A 21,585-nucleotide genomic window follows, 5' to 3' on the forward strand; every position below is an offset into this window, starting at 1 on the left:
GCATCGCGCTCTAACCGGCCGGACTTCGGACGACCGACAAGGGATGAGGAAAGAACCATGAGCAAGAGCCTTGCACGGGTGCGCCGCGCACTGGAAGACGCGGGCCTCGACGCCGACATCCGCGAGGTCGGGCAGGCCCGCACCGCGCAGGAGGCCGCCGACAGCGTGGGCTGCGAGATCGACCAGATCGCCAAGTCGATCATTTTCCGCGCCGAGACCAGCGGCGAGGCGGTGCTGTTCCTGACCGCAGGCGGCAACAAGGTCTGCGCCGAGAAGGCCTCGGCGCTGGCGGGAGAGCCGCTGGGCAAAGCCGATGCGGCGCTGATCCGGGCGCAGACGGGCTTCGCCATCGGTGGCGTCGCCCCGGTCGGTCACCTCTCGCCGATCCGCGCCTGGATCGATCCGCGGCTGCTCGAGTTCACCACGATCTGGGCCGCCGCCGGCACCCCGCGCCACGTCTTCGCGCTGGATGCGCACCTGCTGCCGGGGCTGACCGGTGCCGTGCCCGCGGCCTTCACGCTCTGAGGGATGCCCCGAGACGCCGGTGCCCCCCGGATGCGGCATCGGCGGCCCTTGCCGCCCTGCGCCCCCTGTCCCATGGTGGAGCCCGTAACAGGGTGGGAGTGCATCGCATGAGCTGGTCTTTTTCCATCGGGCGGCTGTTCGGGTCCGAGCTTCGCGTCCACGCGACCTTCTTCCTGCTGCTCGCCTGGATCGGCGTCGCCGCGTGGTCGAGCGGCGGGCCGCAGGCGGCGCTGCAGAACCTCGCCTTCGTGCTGGCGCTCTTCGCCTGCGTCGTCGCGCATGAATTCGGCCACGCCCTGACCGCCCGCCGCTACGGCATCCAGACCCCGGACATCACGCTTCTGCCGATCGGCGGGCTGGCGCGGCTCGAGCGCATGCCCGAGAAGCCCGCGCAGGAGATCGCGGTCGCCCTTGCGGGGCCCGCGGTCAACATCGTGATCTGGTCGGTGCTGATGCTCGCCGGTGCGGGTACCTCGATCGACGCGCTGGCAGGCCTCGGCACCTCGGTGCCCGGATCCTTCCTTGGCCAGCTGGCGGCGGTGAACCTGTTCCTCGCGCTCTTCAACCTGCTCCCCGCCTTCCCGATGGACGGTGGACGGGTGCTGCGCGCCCTGCTCGCCACCCGGATGGACCGGGTCCATGCCACCCGCGCCGCCGCGACCGCAGGCCAGGTCATGGCCTTCCTCTTCGCCTTCTGGGGGCTCGCCTCGGGCAACTTCATGCTGCTGCTGATCGCACTCTTCGTCTATTTCGCCGGCCAGGCCGAGAGCCAGGACGTGGCCTCGCGCGCCGTCGCCGGCGGGCTTCTGGCGCGGGACGCGATGATCACCAGCTTCGAGAGCCTGCGCCCGGCCGATCCCATGCATGTCGCCGCCCAGACCCTGATCCGCACCACGCAGCACGAGTTCCCGGTGCTCGACCCGGAGGATCACCTCGCCGGCTTCCTGACCCGCACGGCGCTCTTCCGCGCCATGGCCTCAGGGCACACCACGCAGGCGGTGGGCGACGTGATGGAGGAGGTGCCGCAGGTCACCCTCGGCACCGCGCTCGAGGCCGCCCTCGACGCCCTCGCCGATGCCCCCGCCGTCGCCGTCACCGATCCGGACGGCAGGGTGCTGGGCTACATCACGCGCGAGAACGTGGGCGAGCTCATGGTCCTGCGCGCGCCGCGGTGACACGCGGGTCGGGCATGGCGCGAGGCTGGGTCCCCGGGCGGCACAAGGTCGGGTCCTGTGCGGTGCGAGGTTAGGTGCTGAGGCACAAGGTTCGGTCGGGCGCTGCACAAGGTCAGGCTGAGAGCGCGCTCCCACCCGGCCCTCGCCACTTTGCAGGCCGCAGCTCTCCTCCGTCGCTCCTCCCCCTTGCCCGGCACGCCGGTTGCTCTGAGGTCAGCGCATGCCCGACGCCCCTCCGTCTCCCGCGCGAAGAGCTTGACCCCTCCGGTACTGATGCTACTGAAGCATGCACGGTGGGCCTGTAGCTCAATTGGTTAGAGCAGGGCGCTCATAACGCCTTGGTTGCGGGTTCAAGTCCTGCCGGGCCTACCAAGAACCACCGAAAATCCAGTAAAATCAATGGCAACGTGGACCACCTTAGCGCGGCATGGGTCCATATTGTATCAATGGGTTACGAGCGAAGTGGACCACCGGAATCACGCGTGCCATGGCTCCACCGGAACGGAACCTCCTCCGGCTGCCAGGCCGAGCACCGCAGCCGGGCCAATGCCGCGTCGGTGAGCGGCCAGCCGGTCGGACCCGAAGAAGGCAGACCCGCGCACTATGGTTAGAAGCGATCGATATTTGTTGGCTCTCGCACCTCGCCACCTCCTAGGCACCATCACTGTGGGCGGCATCCAACACGCGGTCATCGCCCCTCTCATGGCAACCATGAGGAACAGTCAGGAGCCGTGGCAGGGCGTCAGTGAACCGACACACACCGTCACGGCAGGCGGCGCAGGGCTTACCCTCATCGCCCCGTCGCTCATGTCGCTCATGTCGCTCAAGGGCATCTCGCATCGGCAAGCGAGGAGCTGGCGGCATGAGAGGCAACGCTGTCCTACAAACCAAATTGCCCCGGCATGCTACGGAAGCCATGCCAGGGCAGATTGATAAAGAAAGAAACTCTTCAATTCTTACAGAACGCCTTTGCGGAAAAATCTCCGCTTCGAGCGTTTACGACATAATCAATTCCACTCACTCAGATGTCCAAACCGGACACCGTGGGTTTTGCCGTGTCACCTCACAGGTGTCGAGTCCGATCATCTCGCAGATGCAGAAAAAGATAACAAGTTCAATTTCAACGATTTTTAGATTTCAACTCCTGAAATATACATTTCCAAAAATCGAAACAACTGTCGCCCGCGCGACATACTTCTCAAGCCCGTTACTCGCGCGTCAGCGCTATCATAAGTCACTTGATTCGTTCACCTTTTGGAAACAGTGCGGGGCGTCTGGTCGCCCCCCAATCACGAGGTATTTGGTAACCCCACCCGGACCCTCTCGAACAGGATCTCGCAGGATCCCCGGCTTCTCCCCCTGCCCTCACCGCGGCGCGGTGGCGCTCCGCCTACTGCGCGCGAAACCCATCATCTGCGACGGATGCGGAAAGGAACGGACGTGATGGCAGCCCACACCCCGACCCGCTGATCCGCGACTGGTGGAACTACGTCTGCCGCGAGTTCGCCAACGACATACACCTCAATGTCGAGACCGAGGAGGAACTCGACTTCCGTCTCGGCGAGAGCGTGGCCCAATGGCGCGCCAAGAGCAGCAAGGCGACGCAGGCATGTTCTGGCATGACCATGCGGTAGAGCACGGCAGTCTGGCGGGTATCCTTGGGCATCTGGGCCTCCTGTTCCCGTGGCCCCATCGTCTTCGGTGCGACGTCTTCGGGATCCTTGGGAGGGGTCTTCGGCTGCGCGCGGGCGGCAGGTGCGATGGCGCGAACACCCTCCCTCTCAGGACATCAACAACCGTCCCGAGCCGGCGGGGTCCCTTCCGGATATCCAGCGTCCCCGGATCCGGCGCGGTCTGGGAGGTCGGAACCTTGCCCCCCGCGGCGACGGGGCGAGCGATTGCACGCAAGCAGAGCGCTGGCGTGCGCCGCAGGCGATCAGCGCCTCGCAACCGGGCAGAGGGCTGCCCGCACACGGGCCCTCACGCAGATGGCACTGGATATCGGCCGGTTGGCGTGGTCTGAGTGCCGGATGACCCGCACCTCCCTCTTCACCGCAGCCCTCACGCTCCTGCTCATCCTGACAGTGACCTACCTCACCGTGGGGCCCCGGGTGGTGCCCGGAGACGCGCTGTCCGGAGACAAGGTGCAGCACGCGCTCGGGTTCGGCGCGATCGTGTTCCCCGCCGCCGTTTTCCGGCCCCGCTGGCTCTGGTCCCTAGTGCCTGCCGTCGCGATCTTCGGCGGCGTCATCGAGATCGTCCAGATGAGCGTCGGACGCGACGGAGAGCTCGCGGACTGGCTCGCCGACCTGGTCGGCCTGGCGCTTGCGACGGGCTTCGGAGCCGCCGTACGGGCGGCGTTCTTCCGGACCGTGTCGCGCGCCTGAGGGTGCACTGGCTGCCGAAAGGCAATCCCACCGGCCCGGCGGACCAGATCCCCGACCAGAGAAATCTGCCGCGACGTCATCACTAGACGACCGGTCTATTCCGACCTACCTCCTCCGTCATGACCGGAGAAAGCAAATCTGATCTCACGCGGAAGCGTATCCTCGATGCCGGGCGGGTGCTGTTGCTCCGCCACGGCTTTTCGGGCGTCGGCCTGTCGCGCATCCTTGCCGAGAGCGGGGTGCCGAAGGGCTCGTTCTACCACTACTTCGCCTCGAAGGAGGCGTTCGGCGCGGCGCTGCTCGAGGACTATGTCGCGCAGTACCTCGCGAGGGTCGACGCGCTCGCGGCCGGACCCGGCACCGCCGGCGAGAAGCTCGGGGCGTTCTGGGACGCCTGGCTCGAACAGGCAGGCAACGCGGGCATCGCCAGCGAGTGCCTCGTGGTCAAGCTGGGCGCGGAGGTGGCCGACCTCTCGGAGCCGATGCGCGAGACCCTCGACCGCGGCATCGACGCGCTGATCCTGCGCCTTGCCGCGCTGCTGCGGGACGGCGCGAAGGACGGCTCTATCCGTGCGTTCGACGCCCCCGAGACCACCGCCCGCATGCTTTATGCCACGTGGCTGGGCGCCGCCGTGCTCGCGAAACTCGCGCGCAGCGACGCACCGCTGCGGGCTGCGCGCGACGAGACTGCCGCCCGGCTTGCCCCCTCCGGGCCCCCTGAAACCACCTGACAAGGAGACACCAGCATGTTCGCTGTCATCCACGATACCTTCGGCGAGCCCGCCGACGTCCTCACCGCGCGCGAGACCGCGCGCCCTGCCCCCGCCGCCGGCGAGGTGCTGATCCGCATGGTGCTGTCGCCGATCCACAACCACGACCTGTGGACCGTGCGCGGGCAATACGGCTACAAGCCGCCGCTTCCCGGCGCCATCGGCGGCTCCGAGGCGGTCGGCATCGTCGAGGCGCTTGGAGAGGGCGCCGACCCCGCACTGCTCGGAAAACGCGTTGCCGCCGCCGGCGTGCACGGGAGTTGGGCCGAGTACTTCACCGCTCCCGCGGGCGGCGTCGTGCCCCTGCCCGACGCAATCCCCGACACCGCCGCTGCCCAGCTCATCGCGATGCCGTTCAGCGCCCTGTCGCTTCTGCAGACGCTGAAGGTGCGCAAGGGCGAGTGGCTGGCGCAGACCGCCGCGAACGGCGCCGTCGGCAAGATCATGGTGGCGCTGGCAAAGGCGCGCGGCATTCGGCTGCTGAGCCTCGTGCGCCGGGACGCGGCAGCGGACGAGCTGCGTGCGGCGGGCATCGAGAACGTGCTCTCGACCGAGGCGCCCGACTGGAAGGCGCAGGCGAAGACGCTGATCGGCGAGGCCGGGGCGGTCTCGGCCATCGACTCCGTCGGCGGGGAATTCGGGATGGATCTGGTGGACCTGCTCGGCGTGGATGGCGAACTCGTGGTCTTCGGCACCGCGACCGGGGCGCCACTGCAGCTTTCGACCGGCGATCTGATCACCAAGCATGTGACCGTGAAGGGCTTCTGGGGCGCGAAGGTGAGCCAAGAGATGGCGACCGACACCCGCATGGCGCTGCTCGGCGAGCTGCTGGAGCTGGCCACGAAGGGCGCGCTGCCGCTCGACAGCGGCGGTGTCTTCGCGCTGGCGGAGTGCCGCGAGGCGATGACCGCGGCGCTCACCCCGGGCCGCTCCGGCAAGATCCTGCTGCGTCCCTGACGGCCTTCGGCAGATCCCGAAATATACAGCGCCGCCCCCGAGCAGGGCGGCGCTTTCACATAAGACCCGGCGGCTCCACCCGCGCCATCTTGTAGCGCGGAGGACTCTGGCATCGGCACGAGCCTCGCGCCGAAAGACCGCATCGCCGCGACGAGGTCAGTCCTGCCAGTTGTTCAGCCCGGGGAAGTCGACGTTCTGCTGCTTGCGCAGCTGTTCCTTGCGCTGGGCGCGGTGCTCGAAGTACTCGAACGCGCCTCCGACAAGGACGACGAGGGCAAGGGCACTGAGATACATTTCCAAATTTCGTACTCCTTAATTCAAACACTGAGGATTGCCGGAAATACGGCGGGTGGCGCCCAAATTGCGCTGCTTCAGTTTCCTGGAGCATCCCCATGGTGATCCAACTCGCGGCGAGAGACAATTTCTACCGCCCGTGATGTCGGCGAAAACACATAGAGATCCATCTATCCGTCGCGTGGGAGACTCTCGATCAACCATCGCGCGCAAACGTTTGACAGGGATACAAGCCCTCGCTGAGAGATGGGAGCGCGGACCGCGACCCCATCGCAGGCCGATTCGCCCCGCGTTGCGAGGCTGACTCGAAATTTCAAGGGTCTTACTGTCACCCTAGCAACCGGAGGGGTGAACCGGAGGGAGTTTCGGTATCTTTCGGATGCAGCAGGCCCACCCATCAGGATAGGCCCAAGCGCGACGTAGTTTTGAAATGTCCAAATGTCGGCAGCGATCGGCGCGCCCGCCTACCGCTTCTGGCGCGCCATCTCTCGGGCGGCGACGACGCCGATCGGCAGCCCGCAGAGCAGGAACGTCCCCGCCCCGAGCGCCGCGTGCGAGAGCGCGCCGAGGATGCCGCCGACGACAAAGGCCGCGATGGTGGTGCCATGGAGCGCCAGCTGCGCCCGGTGCCGCTCGGCGCCATTGCGGCCCACCCAGAGCCCGGCAAGCGCGAGCCCCACATCTGTGGCCATGCCCGAAACGTGGGTGGTGCGGACCCGCGCACTCGAGATCCGCGTGGTCACCGCGTTCTGCAGCCCGAGCGTGAAGCCCAGCACGCCGATCAGCGCCACGCCGTCGATCAGCCCGGGAGCGTAGAGGCCGATGCCGCCGAGCGCGAGCAGGATCGCCGCCTCGACCTCGATCAGCACCGCGTAGATGCCGCGACGATTGCGCCCGCGCGCCCACTCTATCGCAAGGCCGGCGAGCAGGGCACCGCTCACGAAGAGCGCCACCACCAGCGCGAAGAGCAGCGCCACGCCCCAGGCGCCCGAGGCGATCTTGTCGGCCATCGCCGAGACATTGCCGGTCATGTTGGCCGAGAACAGCCCCGCGACCTCGAATCCGGTCGCGTTCAGCGCCCCGGCCACCAGCGACAGCAGCGCGGCGAGGCCCAGGTCGATGGACTGGTTGCGGTCGTTCCCTTCTCGAAACAGCACGGGCAGCTCTCCCTCACGGCAGGTTCTGCCCCAGTGATCGGCTTTCAGCGCGCGGGAGACAAGCGCCCGATGCGGAACGTTTCCGGATGGACACACGGGAAGACAGGGCGCGGACAGTGTCCGCCCCCTGCCAACCACCCCGGAGACCATTTACCAACACCCCGGCGCAACCCGCCGGAAGACGCAGAACGCAAACCTGACACTCGCAAACACCTGCGCCGTACACACCGCCCGGGACCGTGGGTCCGGGCATACCGTCTCGTCACATGCGCCGGCGAAACGGGCGGCCGGCGCGGCGGGACGGGTCGTTCACTTGATGGACCTGGATCAGTCCAGAGGCCTTGCCCGCAGCGCCCGGGTACGTCCGGAAGAGGCGCGGGCTCGGCGACCACGTCAGGCGGTTCAGCCGTTCAGCCCGGGGAATTCCGCGAGCCGGGCGTCCCGGTCGTTGCTGCGACGGGCGGAGACGCCCTCGCAAAGTTCGATCACGCAACCAACGGCGACGATGACGATCACTGCACCAATATACATTTCCAAGTCCTCCAAATTCTTCAGAGTGCCCTTCGGGGCGGTCTGCGGCAGATCGACGAAAGCGGGGTCTGCAACGGCAGTTCTGTGCCTATCGCGGATCCTCTTGCCGAGATGATGGCCGAATTGCGGCAACCTCGCCTTACTTCGTCGTCCTTGCTGTTGAGACCAATATGCCCCGCCGCCGCGCCCGAGGGTATCGGGCCTCGGGATGGCGAAGCGACGCCAAGGGGGCGGCTCCTACCCCTTCGGATAGGGAAGCGCTCCGCGCGGGGCGACGTCGTGGCCCTCGCGCAGGTCGGGAGCGGCGTCGCCAGTGCACTCGCGGGGGTTTTGTAAGGAAGACTCGTCTTGGTGAAGGGATGGCTCGACCGGAACAGGATTGTCCGGGCGGTAAAACGTTTCACGGGCGATTCGTGGGCGGGTGCGACATCTCGCCGGTCTCGCAGAGGCGCATGCGGACACATCTCGCAAGCCGTTGACAGCTCTCAGATCGCGCCTTGCGCTTCCCCTTCGCGAAACGCCTGGAAATGCGGCGCGGCTGCCGGTTCCATGGTCAGGAGCTGCGCCTCTCGGAGCGGTTCGACGTAAGCACGGGTCACAGGTCTGGGTTGCGGTCGCCCCTGTGCCAGGCTGCACATGTGCTGTGCCTGCCGAGAAAAACCTTTCGGAAGCCGCGATCTTTGCGATACAAAGCGTAACACTAGAAATGCCAGTTTGAAGTAATCTGATTCCGAGCAGGTCGGCCGCTGTTTTTTCCTGGCCACCACGCCCGGGTCAACTTGTACAGAGACGTGTGATGGATGAACTAGTTCACCGGCTTCGGGCCGACAAACTCCCTTCTTACAGCCCGGACGGCGGTATGACTTCCCGAATTGACTTCGGCGAAATTCTCTCCGAACGCCATGAAGCTGCAGCCGTGATCGAAGCGCAGGAAGCGCTGATCGAGCGCTTGCAATGGGATGCGACGGGCCTGCGCAAGAAGGCCTGACTTACACGGCCTCGCGGCCTGCTCTGACATTCCGCAAAATCTCGCCACACCGCCGGGGATCACCTCGCGGTAAGTGCCGCTGTTGTGCATGATGGCCCTGCCTGCCCGGCGCACCGGGCGGAAGGGCGCTGGTGCGTGCCCGGACGGCAGGCCAGCTTGCGCTCTGGCGCGATGCTTGCGTGGTGGGCGCGTACGTTAGCCAGAATTACAAAGGCAGCGACCCGCATGACCGGGCCGCTGCCTGTATATGTTTCGGTGCCCGTGCATGTTTGTCGGTGGGTCTGTGCCGGACTTACGTTGCCGGTGTTGTGTCGCCGGGGAGACATCTCCCCGCATCGTCTCGGCACGCGCGCGCGTCAGAGCGCGGTGGTTCAGCGCTGCGAGACCACGGCCCGCCGGTCAGGCCGCCGTGCGCCCCGAGTGCTGCGTACCGCCGGTGCTGTCCCATCCGCTCGACGCACTGCCGTCGCCCGTCACCCGGAAGACGCTCACCCCTTCGGCCAGCGAGGCGCTGTTGGCGGCGAGTGTCCGGGTCGCGCCGGTGGTCTCGTTGACCATGGCGGCGTTCTGCTGGGTCACGGAGTCGAGCTGCGAGATCGCGGTGTTGATTTCGCCCAGCGTCATGGTCTGCTCGTTGAGCCCGTGCACCACCGCGCGGATCCGGTCCGAGATGCGTTCGACCCCCTGGAAGATGTTCGAAAGCTCGTTGCTGGCGCGGCTCACGAGATCGACGCCCGCTTTCACGTGCCCGCCGCTCTCGCTGATCAGTGCCTTGATCTCCTGCGCGGATTCCGCCGAGCGTTGCGCCAGCGAGCGCACCTCGGAGGCCACGACCGCGAAGCCGCGGCCGGCCTCGCCCGCGCGCGCCGCCTCGACGCCCGCGTTGAGCGCCAGCAGGTTGGTCTGGAAGGCGATGTCGTCGATCACCGAGATGATCTGAGAAATCGAGTCCGACGAGGTCTCGATCCGCTTCATCGCCTGGGTCACGTCCTCGACCACCTTGCTGCTGCCTTCGGCGGCGTTCTTGGTGTCCTCGGCCTCGCGCCCGACTTCACCCGCGTATTCCGCCGCAGAGCGGGCATTGGCGTTCAGCTGTTCGACCGCGGCGGCGGTCTCTTCCAGCGTTGCCGCCTGGGTCTCGGTCCGGCGCGACAGCTCGTCGGAGTTCACGCCGATCTGCGAGGTGATGGCGTCGATGGTGTTCGACGTCGATTGCACCTGCGTGATCAGCCCGGAGAAATTGTCCACCGCCGCGTTCAGCGCATCGCCGATCTCGCAGAGCCGGTTGTCCCGGCCGATCTCGACCCGGGTCGAGAGGTCGCCCCGGCTGAGCGCCTCGATCCCGCGCCCGAGTTCGCGGATCGCCTCGCGCTGGCCGGTGATCTCGGTCGCGATCTTGGTGATCCGCACCACGTTCCCTGCCTCGTCGAAAACGGGGGCGTAGGTGGCGGCGATCCAGATCACCTTGTCGTCCTTGGTGACCCGAGGAAACTCGTCCGAGAAGAACTTGCCGGCGCGCAAATCCTCCCAGAAGCGGCGATAATCCTCGGTCTGGCGGTAGCCGCGCTGCACGAAGATGCTGTGGTGCTTGCCCACGAGCTCTTCCGCCGTGTACCCCAAGGCCTTCAGAAACGCATCATTTGCCCGGATGACGGTGCCATCGGGGTTGAAGTGGATCACCGCCTGCGTGCGCTCCACGATCTGGAGAATGGCTTCATCCCCCGTGACTTTCTGCACCGTCTGCTTCGGTTTCCGCGAAAACCACATGAAAGAATCTCCTTACCGGCGGACGGCTCCACTCATACAGCGCGGGTTCTTTCCGAATCCTGAATCACTCCGCAGTACAGGGGGCGAAGTGCAGAGATTTCATCGCATCCATGGCGATCTCGTAGCTGCGGCGGCGCGCGGCCGGGTCGTGCATGGCGCTCGACAGGATCAGCTCGTCCGGCTGGTAGCGGTCGATGAGCCGCGCCAGACCGGTGGCCACCTGCCCCGGATCGCCGGTCGCCGAGACACTGAGCGCATGGTCCGCCATCGCCACGTAGCGCGGGTCGGCCACGGTGGAGATGTCCGCCACCGGCCGCGGCAGCTTGCCCGGCTGGCCGCTGCGCAGGTTGATGAAGGCCTGCTGCTGCGAGGTCTTGAGGCGGATAGCCTCGGCCTCGGTGTCGGCGGCCCAGACGTTGGCGGCGAGCATGAAGCGGGGCGTGTCGGTGATGCCCGGCTGAAAGCGCTCGCGGTAGATGGCGATGGCCTGCTCGAGCGCGTCGGGGGCGAAATGCGAGGCGAAGGCGTAGGGCAGCCCCAGATGCGCCGCAAGCTGCGCCCCGAAGAGCGACGAGCCGAGGATCCAGACCGGCACATGCGTGCCCTCGCCCGGCACCGCGCGCACCGGCTGGCCCTCGACGCTGTTACCGAACAGGCCGATGAGCTCGACCACGTCCTCGGGGAAGCGGTCGGATGAGGCGTGGTTGCGGCGCAGCGCCATGGCGGTGATCTGGTCCGAACCCGGCGCCCGCCCGAGCCCGAGGTCGATGCGGTCGGGGAACAGCGTCGCCAGCGTACCGAACTGCTCGGCGATGACCAGCGGCGAGTGGTTGGGCAACATGATGCCGCCGGCGCCGACGCGGATGGTCTTGGTGGCCGCGGCAACCCGTCCGATCACCACCGAGGTCGCGGCCGAGGCGATGCCCGGCATGTTGTGGTGCTCGGCCAGCCAGTAGCGGTGATAGCCCAGCTCCTCCGTGTGCTGCGCCAGCTCGATGGTGGCGGCAAGCGCGTCTGCGGTGGTGCTGCCCTCGGGCACCGGCGAGAGGTCGAGAACGGAAACGGGGATCATGGGGGAGTGTCCTGCGAGTGTCATGGTACCGATATAGGCCCCCGTTCCGGCGGATAAAGACGCGAAAGCCCCGATCCCTGCGGGACCGGGGCAATTCACCGTCAGACCGTGGTCCGTGCTCAGCCGGCGGCAGCGACCGCGCGTTTCGTCAGCACCGCGACGAGATGGGCGCGATACTCGCCCGATCCGTGCAGGTCGCCGATCATGCCATCCGCGGGCACCGAGAGGCCCGACAGGGCGTCGGCGCTGAAGTTGCCCGAGAGCGCCTCCTCGGCCTCGGTCCAGCGAAACACGCCCTCCTCCGAGGCGCCGGTGACGGCCACGCGCACGCCGTCGGCGAACTTGGCGACGAAGACCCCCACCAGCGCGAAGCGCGACGCGGGCTGTTCGAACTTCACGTAGGCCGCCTTTTCCGGGACCGGCAGCCTGACCGAGGTGATGATCTCGCCCTCTTCCAGCGCCGTGGTGAACATGCCCTGGAAATAGTCATCCGCGGCGATCTCGCGGGTGTTGGTGACGATGGTCGCCCCCGAGGCCAGCGCCGCCGCCGGGTAGCAGGCGGAGGGGTCGTTGTTGGCGAGCGAGCCGCCGATGGTGCCGCGGTTGCGCACCGCCGGGTCACCGATGTTGCCGGCCAGCGCCGAGAGCGCCGGGTAGCTGTCCGCGACCTCTTCGGCCACGGTGGCGTGGGTGGTGCCGCCGCCGATGGTGACGGTGCCGCCATCGCTGCTGACGCCCTTGATCTCGTCGATGTTCTTGAGGCTCACCAGCACCGCCGGCGACGCGAGCCGGGCCTTGAGCGAGGGGATCAGCGTCTGCCCGCCGCCCAGCGCCTGTGCCTCTTCCTGCCCGAGGGCGGCCACCGCATCGGCGACGCTCGTCGGGCTCTCGATCTCGAAGCTGTACATCTTCTATCCTCCTGGCAGAGGGCCCCGGGGCGCCGCACGCCCCTGCCCTCTCATATTTCCCCGAATACTCAACGATCCGGCGGCGCCGTCAAGCGGCACCGCCGGAAAGAGGCTCAGCCCTGCATCGCTTTCCACACCCGGTGCGGCGAAACCGGCATGTCGATGTGCTCGACGTTGAAGCCGCCCGAGGCCAGCGCGTCGATCACCGCGTTGACCACCGCCGGCGGCGAGCCGATGGCGCCCGCCTCGCCGCAGCCCTTCACGCCCAGCGGGTTGTGGGTGCAGGGGGTCACGCAGGAGTGGTCCACCTTGTAGAACGGCACGTCCTCGGCGCGCGGCATGGCGTAGTCCATGTAGGAGGCCGACAGCAGCTGGCCGTTCTCGTCGTAGATGCAGCTCTCGAGCAGGGCCTGCCCGATGCCTTGGCCGATACCGCCATGCACCTGCCCTTCGACGATCATCGGGTTCACCACGTTGCCGAAGTCGTCGGCGGCGGCAAAGCTCTCGATGGTGACGCGGCCGGTCTCGGGATCGACCTCGACCTCGCAGGCATAGGCGCCCGAGGGGTAGGTGAAGTTCGACGGGTCGTAGAAGGCGGTTTCCTCGAGCCCCGGCTCGATGTCCTCGAGCGGGTAGTTGTGGGGCACGTATGCGGCGAGCGTAACGTCGCCCCAGGCCACCGACTTGTCGGTGCCCGCGACGGTGAACTTGCCGTCCTTGAGCTCGATGTCCGCGTCCGAGGCTTCCAGCAGGTGGCCGGCGATCTTCTTGGCCTTGTTTATGATCTTCTCGGTGGCGCGGACCATGGCCGAACCGCAGACCGCGAGGCTGCGCGAACCGTAGGTGCCCATGCCGAAGGGGATCTTCGAGGAGTCGCCGTGCACGATGTCGATCATGCTCTCGTCGATGCCCAGCATCTCGGCCACCACCTGCGGGAAGGCGGTCTCGTGCCCCTGCCCGTGGCTGTGCGCGCCGACCATGACCGAGATCGAGCCGGTGGCATTCACCCGCACGGTCGCGGCGTCATAGAGCCCGGCGCGGGCGCCGAGCTGGCCCACGAGGTTCGACGGCGCGATGCCGCAGGCCTCGATGTAGCAGTTGATGCCGAGCCCGCGGAGCTTGCCCTTGGCCTCGCTCTCCTTCCGGCGCGCCTCGAAGCCGGGGCGGTCGATCATCTCTTCGAGCTTGTCCATGGTCGCGACGTAATCGCCGGTGTCGTATTCCACCGCCACGGGCGTCGCGTAGGGGAAGCTCTCGATGAAGTTCTGGCGGCGCAGCGCGATCGGGTCGACGCCGAGCTCGCGCGCGGCCTTGTCGACCAGGCGCTCGAGCTGGAAGGTCGCCTCGGGGCGGCCTGCCCCGCGGTAGGCGTCCACCGGCACGGTATTGGTGAAGACGGCCCTGACGTTCACTTGGATCGCAGGCGTCTTGTAGTTGCCCGCCATCAGCGTGCCGTGCAGCCAGGTGGGCACCGACGACGAGAAGGTCGACAGGTACGCGCCCATGTTGGCCAGCGTGTCGGTGCGCAGCCCGATGAAGTTGTTGTCCGCATCCAGCGCGAGTTCGATCTTGGTCACGTGGTCGCGGCCATGAGCGTCGGACATGAAGGCCTCGGACCGGGTCGAGGTCCACTTCACGGGCCGGTTGATCTGGCGCGACGCGAAGGTGACGAAGGCCTCCTCGGCGTAGTGGAAGATCTTGGTGCCGAACCCGCCGCCCACGTCCGGGGCCACCACGCGCAGCTTGTGCTCGGGGATGCCGAGCACGAAGGCGCCCATCAGCAGCCGGATCACGTGCGGGTTCTGCGAGGTGGTGTAAAGCGTGCTCTCGTCATTGGCGCGGTTGTATTCGCCCAGCGCCACGCGAGGCTCCATCGGGTTGGCGACGAGCCGGTTGTTGATCAGCTCCAGCGTCGTGACATGAGCGGCGTTGGCGAAGGCCTCGTCGATGGCAGCCTGGTCCGAGCCCAAATGCCAGTCGTAGCAGAGGTTGTCGCTCAGATCGTCGTGAACCTTGGTGGCGCCCTCGGCGAGCGCCGCCTTCATGTCGACGACAGCCGGCAATTCCTCGATGTCGTAGACAATGGCCTCGGCCGCGTTGCGGGCCTCCTCGAGGCTGTCGGCCACCACCGCAGCGAAGGGATCGCCCACGTGGCGCACCTTGCCCTGCGCGAGCACCGGGTGCCCGGGCTCCTTCATCGGCTCCCCGTGCTTGTCGGTCACCTGCCAGCCGCAGGGCAGCCCGCCGATGCCTTCGAAATCCTTGCCGGTGAAGATCCGCACCACGCCCGGCATCGCCTCTGCGTCGCTGGTGTCGATCGAGTTGATGGTCCCGTGCGCCACGTCCGAGCGCAGGAACACGCAATAGGTCTGGCCATAGGCGCTGATGTCGTCGGTGTACCGACCGGCTCCGGTCAGGAAACGCACGTCCTCGCGGCGTTTCTGCGCGGCTCCGATGCCATGATCCTTGGGCATGAAAAACTCCTCCCTGAAAACAGCGGGACCCTGCCCGCGTCTCGAACCCCGTGGATTCCGGGCGTGGCGTTCCTCGACGCCCCGCCCTGTCCTCTGTCTGCGAATCCCCACCGGCGCGCCCACTCTCCTTCGGGCGCGACAGCGGTGGCGTCACTCGGCGGCGATGCCGCTCACGTCCTGCCCCGAGGCCGCCATTATCGCCTTGACGATGTTGTGGTAGCCGGTGCAGCGGCAGATGTTGCCCTCGAGATAGTCGCGGATCTCGTGCTCGGAGGGGGTCGGGTTCTCCTTGAGCAGCGTCGCGGCGGTCATCACCATGCCCGGTGTGCAGAACCCGCACTGGAGCCCGTGATGATCCTGGAACGCCTGCTGGATCACCGACAGCGAGCCGTCGGCGTTGGCCATCCCCTCGATCGTCGTCACCGCGGCACCCTGTGCCTCGGCGGCGAACATGGTGCAGGCCTTCACGCTCTTGCCGTCCACATGAATCACGCAGGCACCGCACTGGCTGGTGTCACAGCCCACGTGGGTGCCCGTCAGGCGCAGTTCGTCGCGCAGAAACTCGGTCATGAGCGTGTTGCCCGAGACCTCTTTCGAGACGGCCTTGCCATTCACCGTCATCGTCACCTTGGTCATCAAGTCCTCCCTGGGTGTCCTTGTGTTCTTTTGTATCGGTCGTGTTCCCTGTCGGGTGCCGCGGGCCCCTTGCCTGCCCGATCATGCACCGACCGTCCGTCTGCCTGTCCCCGGCATCCGGTCCCGGTCATTGGGTCAGCGGCCAGAGCCCCCGGCCCCGGCCAGCCCGCCTCAGCCCGAGACCATGCGCTTGAACCAGCCCTTCTTCTTGCCCTCGGCACCGGCGTCGCCCTCGGCTTCCGGCGCTTCGTCCGGATCCGCGGGGCCTTCGACGGCCTCCTGGAAATTGGTGAAGAACTGGTCCGCCATCTTCTTGGCGAAGCCGTCGATGATCCGGCTGCCGAGCTGGGCCAGCTTGCCGCCCACCTTGGCCTCGACCTCGTAGTGCAGCACCGTGATGCCGTCGCCCTTGTCGGTCAGCGTCACGTCGGCGCCGCCCTTGGCAAAGCCTGCGGCCCCGCCCTTGCCGTCCCCCGACAGGGTCAGGCTTTCCGGTTCGTTCAGGTTCGACAGCGTGACCTTGCCCTGGAAGGTCGCCTTCACCGGGCCGACCTTCTGCACCACCGTGGCCTCGAACCCCTCCTCGGGGGACCCGGTCATCTCGGTGCAGCCGGGCACGCATTGCTTCAGCACCTCTGGATCGAGGATCGCGGCCCACACCACCTCGCGCGGGGCGTTGATCTCGCGGGTATCGCTCATATGCATCTGGAGAGCCTCCCTTCCTTCCGTGCCACCACACTACACGGTCGCAGGCGGTGGCATATTAGACCAATGGCGTAGCCCGGACTCGCCCGGGGCCACCGCCTTCTGGAGGGCAGCATGTCGAAAGCCCCAGCGGCTGCCAAGGTCTTTCTGATCAAAAAACACCCGGGCAACGCAACGCCGTGCGGATCAGCCGCCGGCATAAACCTCGAGCGTCGGAAGGTCGGTGAGCGGCGCCTCGATGAGCCGCATCGCCGCGAGCGAGATCCGGCTGCCCGAGGTGGTCGCCCCGTCGATCGGGAGAAGCTCGACCTGCGCCGACTTGCCCGAGCCAGGGTAGCGCACCCGCCCCTGCGTGGGCGACGTGACCAGCGGCGTCTCGAGCCAGAACCCGGGCTTCGACGGATCGCCGAGCGATGCCACCGATGTCCCGAGCGAACGCTCTCCCCCCGCCTTGGGCGCAGCCGCGGCGGCGCGCTCATCGGCGGTGGTGGTGTCGAACTGCTCGGCCGTGCGGGCATTGGCAGCCGGCGCCACCGAGGCGGGACGCGCCTGGGGCCGGGCCGCGGCCTCCTCGGCCGGTTGCGGCGGGGTGGTTGCGGCAGGGCGGAGCTCGGCACAGGCGGCCAGCGCGGCAAGGGCGATCAGCGGGAGGGACTGCACGATGTTCATGTTCACGAACCTAGGACGGAAGCCCATGTCTGGCAATCGCGGGAATCCTTGCCGCGAGGCGGTTTCATGCTTAGTTTCGCCTCATGGAAAAGCTCATTGATCCCTTCGCGCGTCCGATCTCGTACCTGCGTGTCTCGGTCACCGACCGCTGCGACTTCCGCTGCGTCTACTGCATGTCCGAGAACATGACCTTCCTTCCCAAGAAGGAGCTGCTGACGCTCGAGGAACTCGACCGCCTGTGTTCGGCCTTCGTGCGCATGGGTGTCGAGAAACTGCGCATCACCGGCGGCGAGCCGCTGGTCCGGCGCGATATCATGACCTTCTTCCGCTCCATGTCCCGCCATCTCGACAGCGGCGCGCTCAAGGAGCTGACCCTCACCACCAACGGCTCTCAGCTCGAGAAGTTCGCGCAGCCGCTCTACGACGCGGGCGTGCGCCGGGTGAACGTCTCGGCCGACACGCTGGATCCGGACAAGTTCCACCAGATCACCCGCTGGGGCCGGCTCGCGCAGGTGCTGCGCGGTATCGACGCGGCGCAGGCGGCGGGGATTCGGGTGAAACTGAACGCCGTGGCGCTAAAGGGCTTCAACGAGGACGAGCTCTTCGCCATCACGGAATGGTGTGCCTCGCGTGATATGGACCTGACCTGGATCGAGGTCATGCCGATGGGCGACATCGGCAACGAGGACCGGCTCGACCAGTACTGGAAGCTCTCGGACCTGCGCACACGTCTGGCCGAGCAGTACACGCTCACCGACCTGCCGCTCAGCACCGGCGGGCCCGCACGCTACGTGCGGCTTGAGGAGACCGGCCAGAAGGTGGGCTTCATCACCCCGCTCACCCATAACTTCTGCGAAAGCTGCAACCGGGTGCGCGTCACCTGCACCGGCGAACTCTTCATGTGTCTCGGCCAGGAAGACAACGCCGACCTGCGCAGCGCGCTCCGCAACCACCCCGGCAGCGACGCCCCGCTCGAGACGGCGATCCGCAACGCCATCGAGCACAAGCCCAAGGGCCACGACTTCGACTATTCGCGCCAGACCGTCGACGGCCGTGTCTCGCGCCACATGAGCCACACCGGTGGCTGAATGCCGCCCGGGTAGCTCCATGGGCTGTCGCACGGTGTCCACTCTTCCTGTGCGGTGGCTCCCATAGCCTGTCGCCCGGCATGATGTTGCATCGATGCACCGGCGTGCTGCCGTGAAATCAACGCGTTAGGCGCATTGGTGCGCGCGGGGCGGCAAATTGCCCCGAAACTGTTTCACATGCTGTGCAGATGCCCGGATCCTGCCCTATACTGCCCTGACAAACCGACAGAAAATCCCGGACCCTCGCGGGCAACCGGGAATCAGAGCAGGCAGGCTTGAGAGACAGTGTCCCAGACAGATGTGAACGTGCGGCCCCTCGCGCCGCAGGACGAGGATAGCTGGCGCGCCCTGTGGGCGGCCTATCTCGACTTCTACGAAAGCAGCGTGACCGAAGAGGTCTATGCCGCCACCTTCGCGCGGCTGACCGACCCCGAGGTCTCCGACATGGCGGGCTTCATCGCCGAGGTGGGCGGCACGCCCGTGGGCATCGTGAACTACCTTTTCCACGACCATTGCTGGCGGCTCGAGAAGGTCTGCTACCTGCAGGATCTCTACGCCGCCCCCGAGGCCAGGGGCACCGGCGTCGGCCGCGCCCTGATCGAGGCGGTCTATGCCGCCGCCGATGCGCGCGGCACGCCGGCGGTCTACTGGACCACGCAGCATTTCAACGACACCGCGCGCAAGCTCTACGACCGCATCGGCGTGCTTACCCCCTTCATCAAATACCAGAGGCCGTGATGCGCGCGCTGGTCCTGCCGCTGGTCCTTGCGCTGGCGAGCTGTGTGCCGGCGCCCCCCGCAGACACCGCCAGCCGCGCCGTGGCCGGGATCTCCGCACCGACCGGCCTGCCCGCGATGAAGACCTTCCCCGGCAGCGCGCCGCAGCCTGCCGTGGTCTCGAATCGCGATCTCGAGCGCGACATCCTCGATCTCGCCTTCACGCTGGAATCCGGGCGTACGCTCAGCAGCTTCACCCGGTTCGAGAGGCCGGTCACCCTGCGCGTCACCGGCAGCCCGCCGCGGACGCTTTCGGGCGATCTCGACCGGCTGCTGGCCCGGCTGCGGGCCGAGGCGCAGATCGATATCCGCCGCAGCTCGGCCCCGGACGCCAGCATCACTCTCGTGGCCATCCCCCGCGACGACATCCGCAAGCACCTGCCGCAGGCCGCCTGTTTCGTGGTGCCCAATGTCTCGTCCCTCGGCGAATACCTCGCGGCCCGGAACTCGGGCGCGGTGAGCTGGACGCGGGTGCAGACGCGCGAGCGGGTGGCGATCTTCCTGCCCGCCGACGCCGCCCCGCAGGAGGTGCGAGACTGCCTGCACGAGGAGATCGCGCAGGCGCTGGGACCCCTCAACGACCTCTACCGCCTCACCGACAGCGTCTTCAACGACGACAATGTGCACACGGTGCTCACCGGCTACGACATGACGGTGCTGCGGGCGTGGTACGACCCGGCGCTGCGCTCGGGCCTCACCCGCGGCGAGGTCGCGGCGCGGCTGCCCGCGGTGCTGGCCCGGGTAAACCCGCGCGGCGAAGGCCTTGCCCCGCGCTACCTGCCACCCACCCCGCGCGACTGGACCGAGGCGGTGCAGACCGCGCTCGGCCCCGGCGCCCCCTATGCCGAGCGTCGCCGCGCCGCCGAGCGGGCGGTGCGCATCGCCACGGACGAGGGCTGGACCGATCACCGCCGGGGCTTCTCGCACTACGCCATGGGGCGGCTTATGCAGGGCACGGACGCGACCGCCGCGATGCAGGAATTCCTGCAGGCGCAGCGCTATTTCGAGATCACCCCAAACACCGCGCTGCACCAGGCCTACGTCGCCTCGCAGCTTGCGGCCTATGCGATCAACGACCACCGGCCCGAGGACGCGCTGGCGCTGATTGCCCCGCATCTGGCCACCGCCACGCGGCACGAAAACGCCGCGCTGCTGGCGACGCTGATGATGCTGAAGGCCGAGGCGCTCGCGCTTGCGGGCCGTCCGTCCGAGGCGAGGATCGTTCGTATGGACTCCCTTGGCTGGGCGCGATACGGCTTCGGTTCGGACTGGGCGGTGCGCGCGAAGATGCGCGAGATCGCCGCGCTCAATTCGGCTAGGGGCTGACGGGAGGATGAGGGCCAGATGATCGTGATCGCGGGAGTGCTGATCGGAGCCATCCTCGGCGGGCTGACGGCCCGTCGGCGCAAGGGCAATACGGCCGACATCGCGCAGTTCGTCGTGGTCTATGCGATCGCCTTCGGACTGCTCGGGCTGGTCGCGACCATCGTGCTCGAGAAGGTCGCGTCCTGAGTTCTGCCCTCTGAGCCGCACCTGTCGCCCATGCTTCTTCTGAAACAAGGCGCCCACCGCGTGGCGGGCGCCCTGTCGCGAGGGACCGCCGCTCAGGCGCTCAGCAGGTCCATCAGCCGTTCCGTGTCCATCGCCCGGCAGATGCCGTTGGCAGGCCGTGCCAGCGGCACGTCCTCGGCGGCGCAGAGCGCGTTCAGCACCGCTTCGTCCACGGACTCGACCGCCGCCAGATAGACCGGGTCGAGCCGCTCGTCGTTGAGGCTGGTCATCTGCCGCCACGCCCCGGAGAGCTGCGGCAGCGGCATCTCGTTGGCGGTAGAGAAGGCGAGGAAGATGTCGCCCGAGTTGTTGCCGCCCGGCGTGCCGCCCCGCCCGATGCCGATGGAGGCGCGCCGCGCCAGCCGCTCGAGCTGGCTGGGAGAAAGCGGCAGATCGGTCGCGAGGATGACGATGATCGAGCCACGCTCGGTCATCATGTTCACGATACGGTCCTCGGGCATCGCCTCGCCCACGCGCCGGCCCGCCACGGTCAGCCAGGGCCTGAGCCCGTGGTTGGCCTGAACCAGCGCGCCGATGGTGAAGCCCTGCCCCTCGACGTCGATCACCCGCGACGCGGTGCCGGTGCCGCCCTTGAACTCGTAGCAGATCATCCCCGCACCGCCGCCGGAATTCCCCTCGGTCACCGGACCGGGCTTGGCCGCGTCCAGCGCCTGACGGGCCAGCGCCTCGGTCACGTGCAGCCCGTTGATGTCGTTGAGCACGCCGTCATAGGTCTCGGCCACCACCGGCATCGCCCAGAGGTGGTTGTCCTCCCACGTGTCGCCGTAGGTCTCGACCATCCAGCGCACCGCCGCCGCGTGGCAGGGTCCGATGGCGTGCGAGTTCGAGATCATGATCGGCCCCGCCAGCCAGCCACCGTCGCGCACCCAGTGGGCGCCGGTCATCTCGCCATTGCCGTTGAGGCTGAACTGCCCGGCCCAGACCGGCTTCGGTTCGGGATCGCGACCGCGCGGCAGGATCGCAGTGACCCCGGTCTGCACCTGGATGCCACGGGTGGCCAGCGATGGGTCGCGCGACGACAGCAGCTCGGTGGTGCCGACCTCGAGGCCGGGCACGTCGGTGATGGCGTTCAGCGGGCCCGGCGTGCCGGGCAGCGGGATGCCGAGACGGCGCGCGCGGGGTTTGGTCGTCATG

General features: G+C 67.5%; 21 protein-coding genes and 1 tRNA gene. 11 read left to right on the top strand and 11 right to left on the bottom strand.

What is annotated here, in order from left to right; translation table 11 throughout:
- Positions 1-57: 57 nt before the first annotated feature.
- The 6 genes from BLQ77_RS16140 to BLQ77_RS16175 all read left to right on the top strand — a co-directional run bounded on the left by BLQ77_RS16140 (position 58) and on the right by BLQ77_RS16175 (position 5,814).
- Positions 58-525, top strand: a complete 468-nt coding sequence (locus tag BLQ77_RS16140; RefSeq protein WP_008883867.1) for a YbaK/EbsC family protein — start codon at positions 58-60, stop codon at positions 523-525.
- A gap of 107 nt (positions 526-632) precedes the next feature.
- Positions 633-1,700, top strand: coding sequence for a site-2 protease family protein (locus BLQ77_RS16145; RefSeq protein WP_089961062.1), 1,068 nt, complete (start codon positions 633-635; stop codon positions 1,698-1,700).
- A 295-nt stretch (positions 1,701-1,995) separates the two neighbouring features.
- Positions 1,996-2,072, top strand: a tRNA-Ile gene (locus BLQ77_RS16150).
- Between the two features lie 1,658 nt (positions 2,073-3,730).
- Positions 3,731-4,087 carry a VanZ family protein gene (locus BLQ77_RS16165; protein WP_089961067.1) on the top strand — a complete coding sequence of 119 codons (357 nt, stop codon included), beginning with the start codon at positions 3,731-3,733 and terminating at the stop codon, positions 4,085-4,087.
- A gap of 119 nt (positions 4,088-4,206) precedes the next feature.
- The gene (locus BLQ77_RS16170; protein WP_089961070.1) at positions 4,207-4,818 is read left to right on the top strand and encodes a TetR/AcrR family transcriptional regulator; all 612 of its coding nucleotides are present in this window, start codon (positions 4,207-4,209) and stop codon (positions 4,816-4,818) included.
- Between the two features lie 15 nt (positions 4,819-4,833).
- Positions 4,834-5,814, top strand: a complete 981-nt coding sequence (locus BLQ77_RS16175) for a zinc-binding dehydrogenase (RefSeq protein ID WP_089961074.1) — start codon at positions 4,834-4,836, stop codon at positions 5,812-5,814.
- Positions 5,815-5,970: 156 nt separating this feature from the next.
- On the opposite strand, the gene BLQ77_RS28800 is transcribed toward BLQ77_RS16175, so the two are convergent.
- The 3 genes from BLQ77_RS28800 to BLQ77_RS29670 all read right to left on the bottom strand — a co-directional run bounded on the left by BLQ77_RS28800 (position 5,971) and on the right by BLQ77_RS29670 (position 7,796).
- On the bottom strand, positions 5,971-6,108 hold the full coding sequence (locus BLQ77_RS28800) for a hypothetical protein (RefSeq protein WP_165617136.1): 138 nt from the start codon (positions 6,106-6,108) through the stop codon (positions 5,971-5,973).
- A gap of 464 nt (positions 6,109-6,572) precedes the next feature.
- The gene (locus BLQ77_RS16180) at positions 6,573-7,265 is read right to left on the bottom strand and encodes a YoaK family protein (RefSeq protein ID WP_008885054.1); all 693 of its coding nucleotides are present in this window, start codon (positions 7,263-7,265) and stop codon (positions 6,573-6,575) included.
- 402 nt (positions 7,266-7,667) lie between these two features.
- A complete protein-coding gene (locus BLQ77_RS29670) occupies positions 7,668-7,796 on the bottom strand; it encodes a hypothetical protein (protein ID WP_278184702.1) in 129 nt (42 codons plus the stop codon).
- A 796-nt stretch (positions 7,797-8,592) separates the two neighbouring features.
- On the opposite strand from BLQ77_RS29670, the gene BLQ77_RS16190 reads away from it, so the two are divergent.
- Entirely contained in the window at positions 8,593-8,784 is a 192-nt protein-coding gene (locus BLQ77_RS16190) for a hypothetical protein (protein WP_089961080.1), read from the top strand.
- A 399-nt stretch (positions 8,785-9,183) separates the two neighbouring features.
- Here the strand turns inward: BLQ77_RS16190 and BLQ77_RS16195 are convergent, their stop codons facing one another.
- From BLQ77_RS16195 to BLQ77_RS16225, 7 genes are all read right to left on the bottom strand, one after another.
- On the bottom strand, positions 9,184-10,551 hold the full coding sequence (locus BLQ77_RS16195) for a methyl-accepting chemotaxis protein (RefSeq protein ID WP_089961081.1): 1,368 nt from the start codon (positions 10,549-10,551) through the stop codon (positions 9,184-9,186).
- Between the two features lie 64 nt (positions 10,552-10,615).
- Entirely contained in the window at positions 10,616-11,623 is a 1,008-nt protein-coding gene (locus BLQ77_RS16200; protein ID WP_089961082.1) for an LLM class flavin-dependent oxidoreductase, read from the bottom strand.
- A gap of 119 nt (positions 11,624-11,742) precedes the next feature.
- Complete coding sequence (locus tag BLQ77_RS16205; protein WP_089961084.1) at positions 11,743-12,531, bottom strand: FAD binding domain-containing protein; 789 nt, start codon at positions 12,529-12,531, stop codon at positions 11,743-11,745.
- Between the two features lie 113 nt (positions 12,532-12,644).
- Entirely contained in the window at positions 12,645-15,005 is a 2,361-nt protein-coding gene (locus BLQ77_RS16210) for a xanthine dehydrogenase family protein molybdopterin-binding subunit (protein ID WP_089961086.1), read from the bottom strand.
- A gap of 150 nt (positions 15,006-15,155) precedes the next feature.
- Entirely contained in the window at positions 15,156-15,641 is a 486-nt protein-coding gene (locus BLQ77_RS16215; protein ID WP_008886018.1) for a (2Fe-2S)-binding protein, read from the bottom strand.
- A 171-nt stretch (positions 15,642-15,812) separates the two neighbouring features.
- Complete coding sequence (locus BLQ77_RS16220) at positions 15,813-16,346, bottom strand: SRPBCC family protein (protein WP_008886210.1); 534 nt, start codon at positions 16,344-16,346, stop codon at positions 15,813-15,815.
- A 186-nt stretch (positions 16,347-16,532) separates the two neighbouring features.
- Positions 16,533-17,015 carry a hypothetical protein gene (locus BLQ77_RS16225; RefSeq protein ID WP_375360207.1) on the bottom strand — a complete coding sequence of 161 codons (483 nt, stop codon included), beginning with the start codon at positions 17,013-17,015 and terminating at the stop codon, positions 16,533-16,535.
- Positions 17,016-17,098: 83 nt separating this feature from the next.
- On the opposite strand from BLQ77_RS16225, the gene moaA reads away from it, so the two are divergent.
- The 4 genes from moaA to BLQ77_RS16245 all read left to right on the top strand — a co-directional run bounded on the left by moaA (position 17,099) and on the right by BLQ77_RS16245 (position 20,391).
- Entirely contained in the window at positions 17,099-18,103 is a 1,005-nt protein-coding gene (gene moaA / locus BLQ77_RS16230; protein ID WP_089961088.1) for a GTP 3',8-cyclase MoaA, read from the top strand.
- Positions 18,104-18,388: 285 nt separating this feature from the next.
- Positions 18,389-18,841 carry a GNAT family N-acetyltransferase gene (locus BLQ77_RS16235; RefSeq protein ID WP_089961090.1) on the top strand — a complete coding sequence of 151 codons (453 nt, stop codon included), beginning with the start codon at positions 18,389-18,391 and terminating at the stop codon, positions 18,839-18,841.
- Positions 18,841-20,205, top strand: coding sequence for a DUF2927 domain-containing protein (locus tag BLQ77_RS16240; RefSeq protein WP_089961093.1), 1,365 nt, complete (start codon positions 18,841-18,843; stop codon positions 20,203-20,205). Before BLQ77_RS16235 ends, BLQ77_RS16240 begins: the two co-directional genes overlap by 1 nt.
- Before the next feature lie 18 nt (positions 20,206-20,223).
- Positions 20,224-20,391, top strand: coding sequence for a hypothetical protein (locus BLQ77_RS16245; protein ID WP_008886047.1), 168 nt, complete (start codon positions 20,224-20,226; stop codon positions 20,389-20,391).
- 92 nt (positions 20,392-20,483) lie between these two features.
- On the opposite strand, the gene BLQ77_RS16250 is transcribed toward BLQ77_RS16245, so the two are convergent.
- Entirely contained in the window at positions 20,484-21,584 is a 1,101-nt protein-coding gene (locus BLQ77_RS16250) for a DmpA family aminopeptidase (protein WP_242661743.1), read from the bottom strand.
- Between the last annotated feature and the right edge of the window lies 1 nt (position 21,585).

It is taken from the genome of Salipiger thiooxidans (genome assembly GCF_900102075.1).
Taxonomy (GTDB): Bacteria; Pseudomonadota; Alphaproteobacteria; order Rhodobacterales; family Rhodobacteraceae; genus Salipiger; species Salipiger thiooxidans.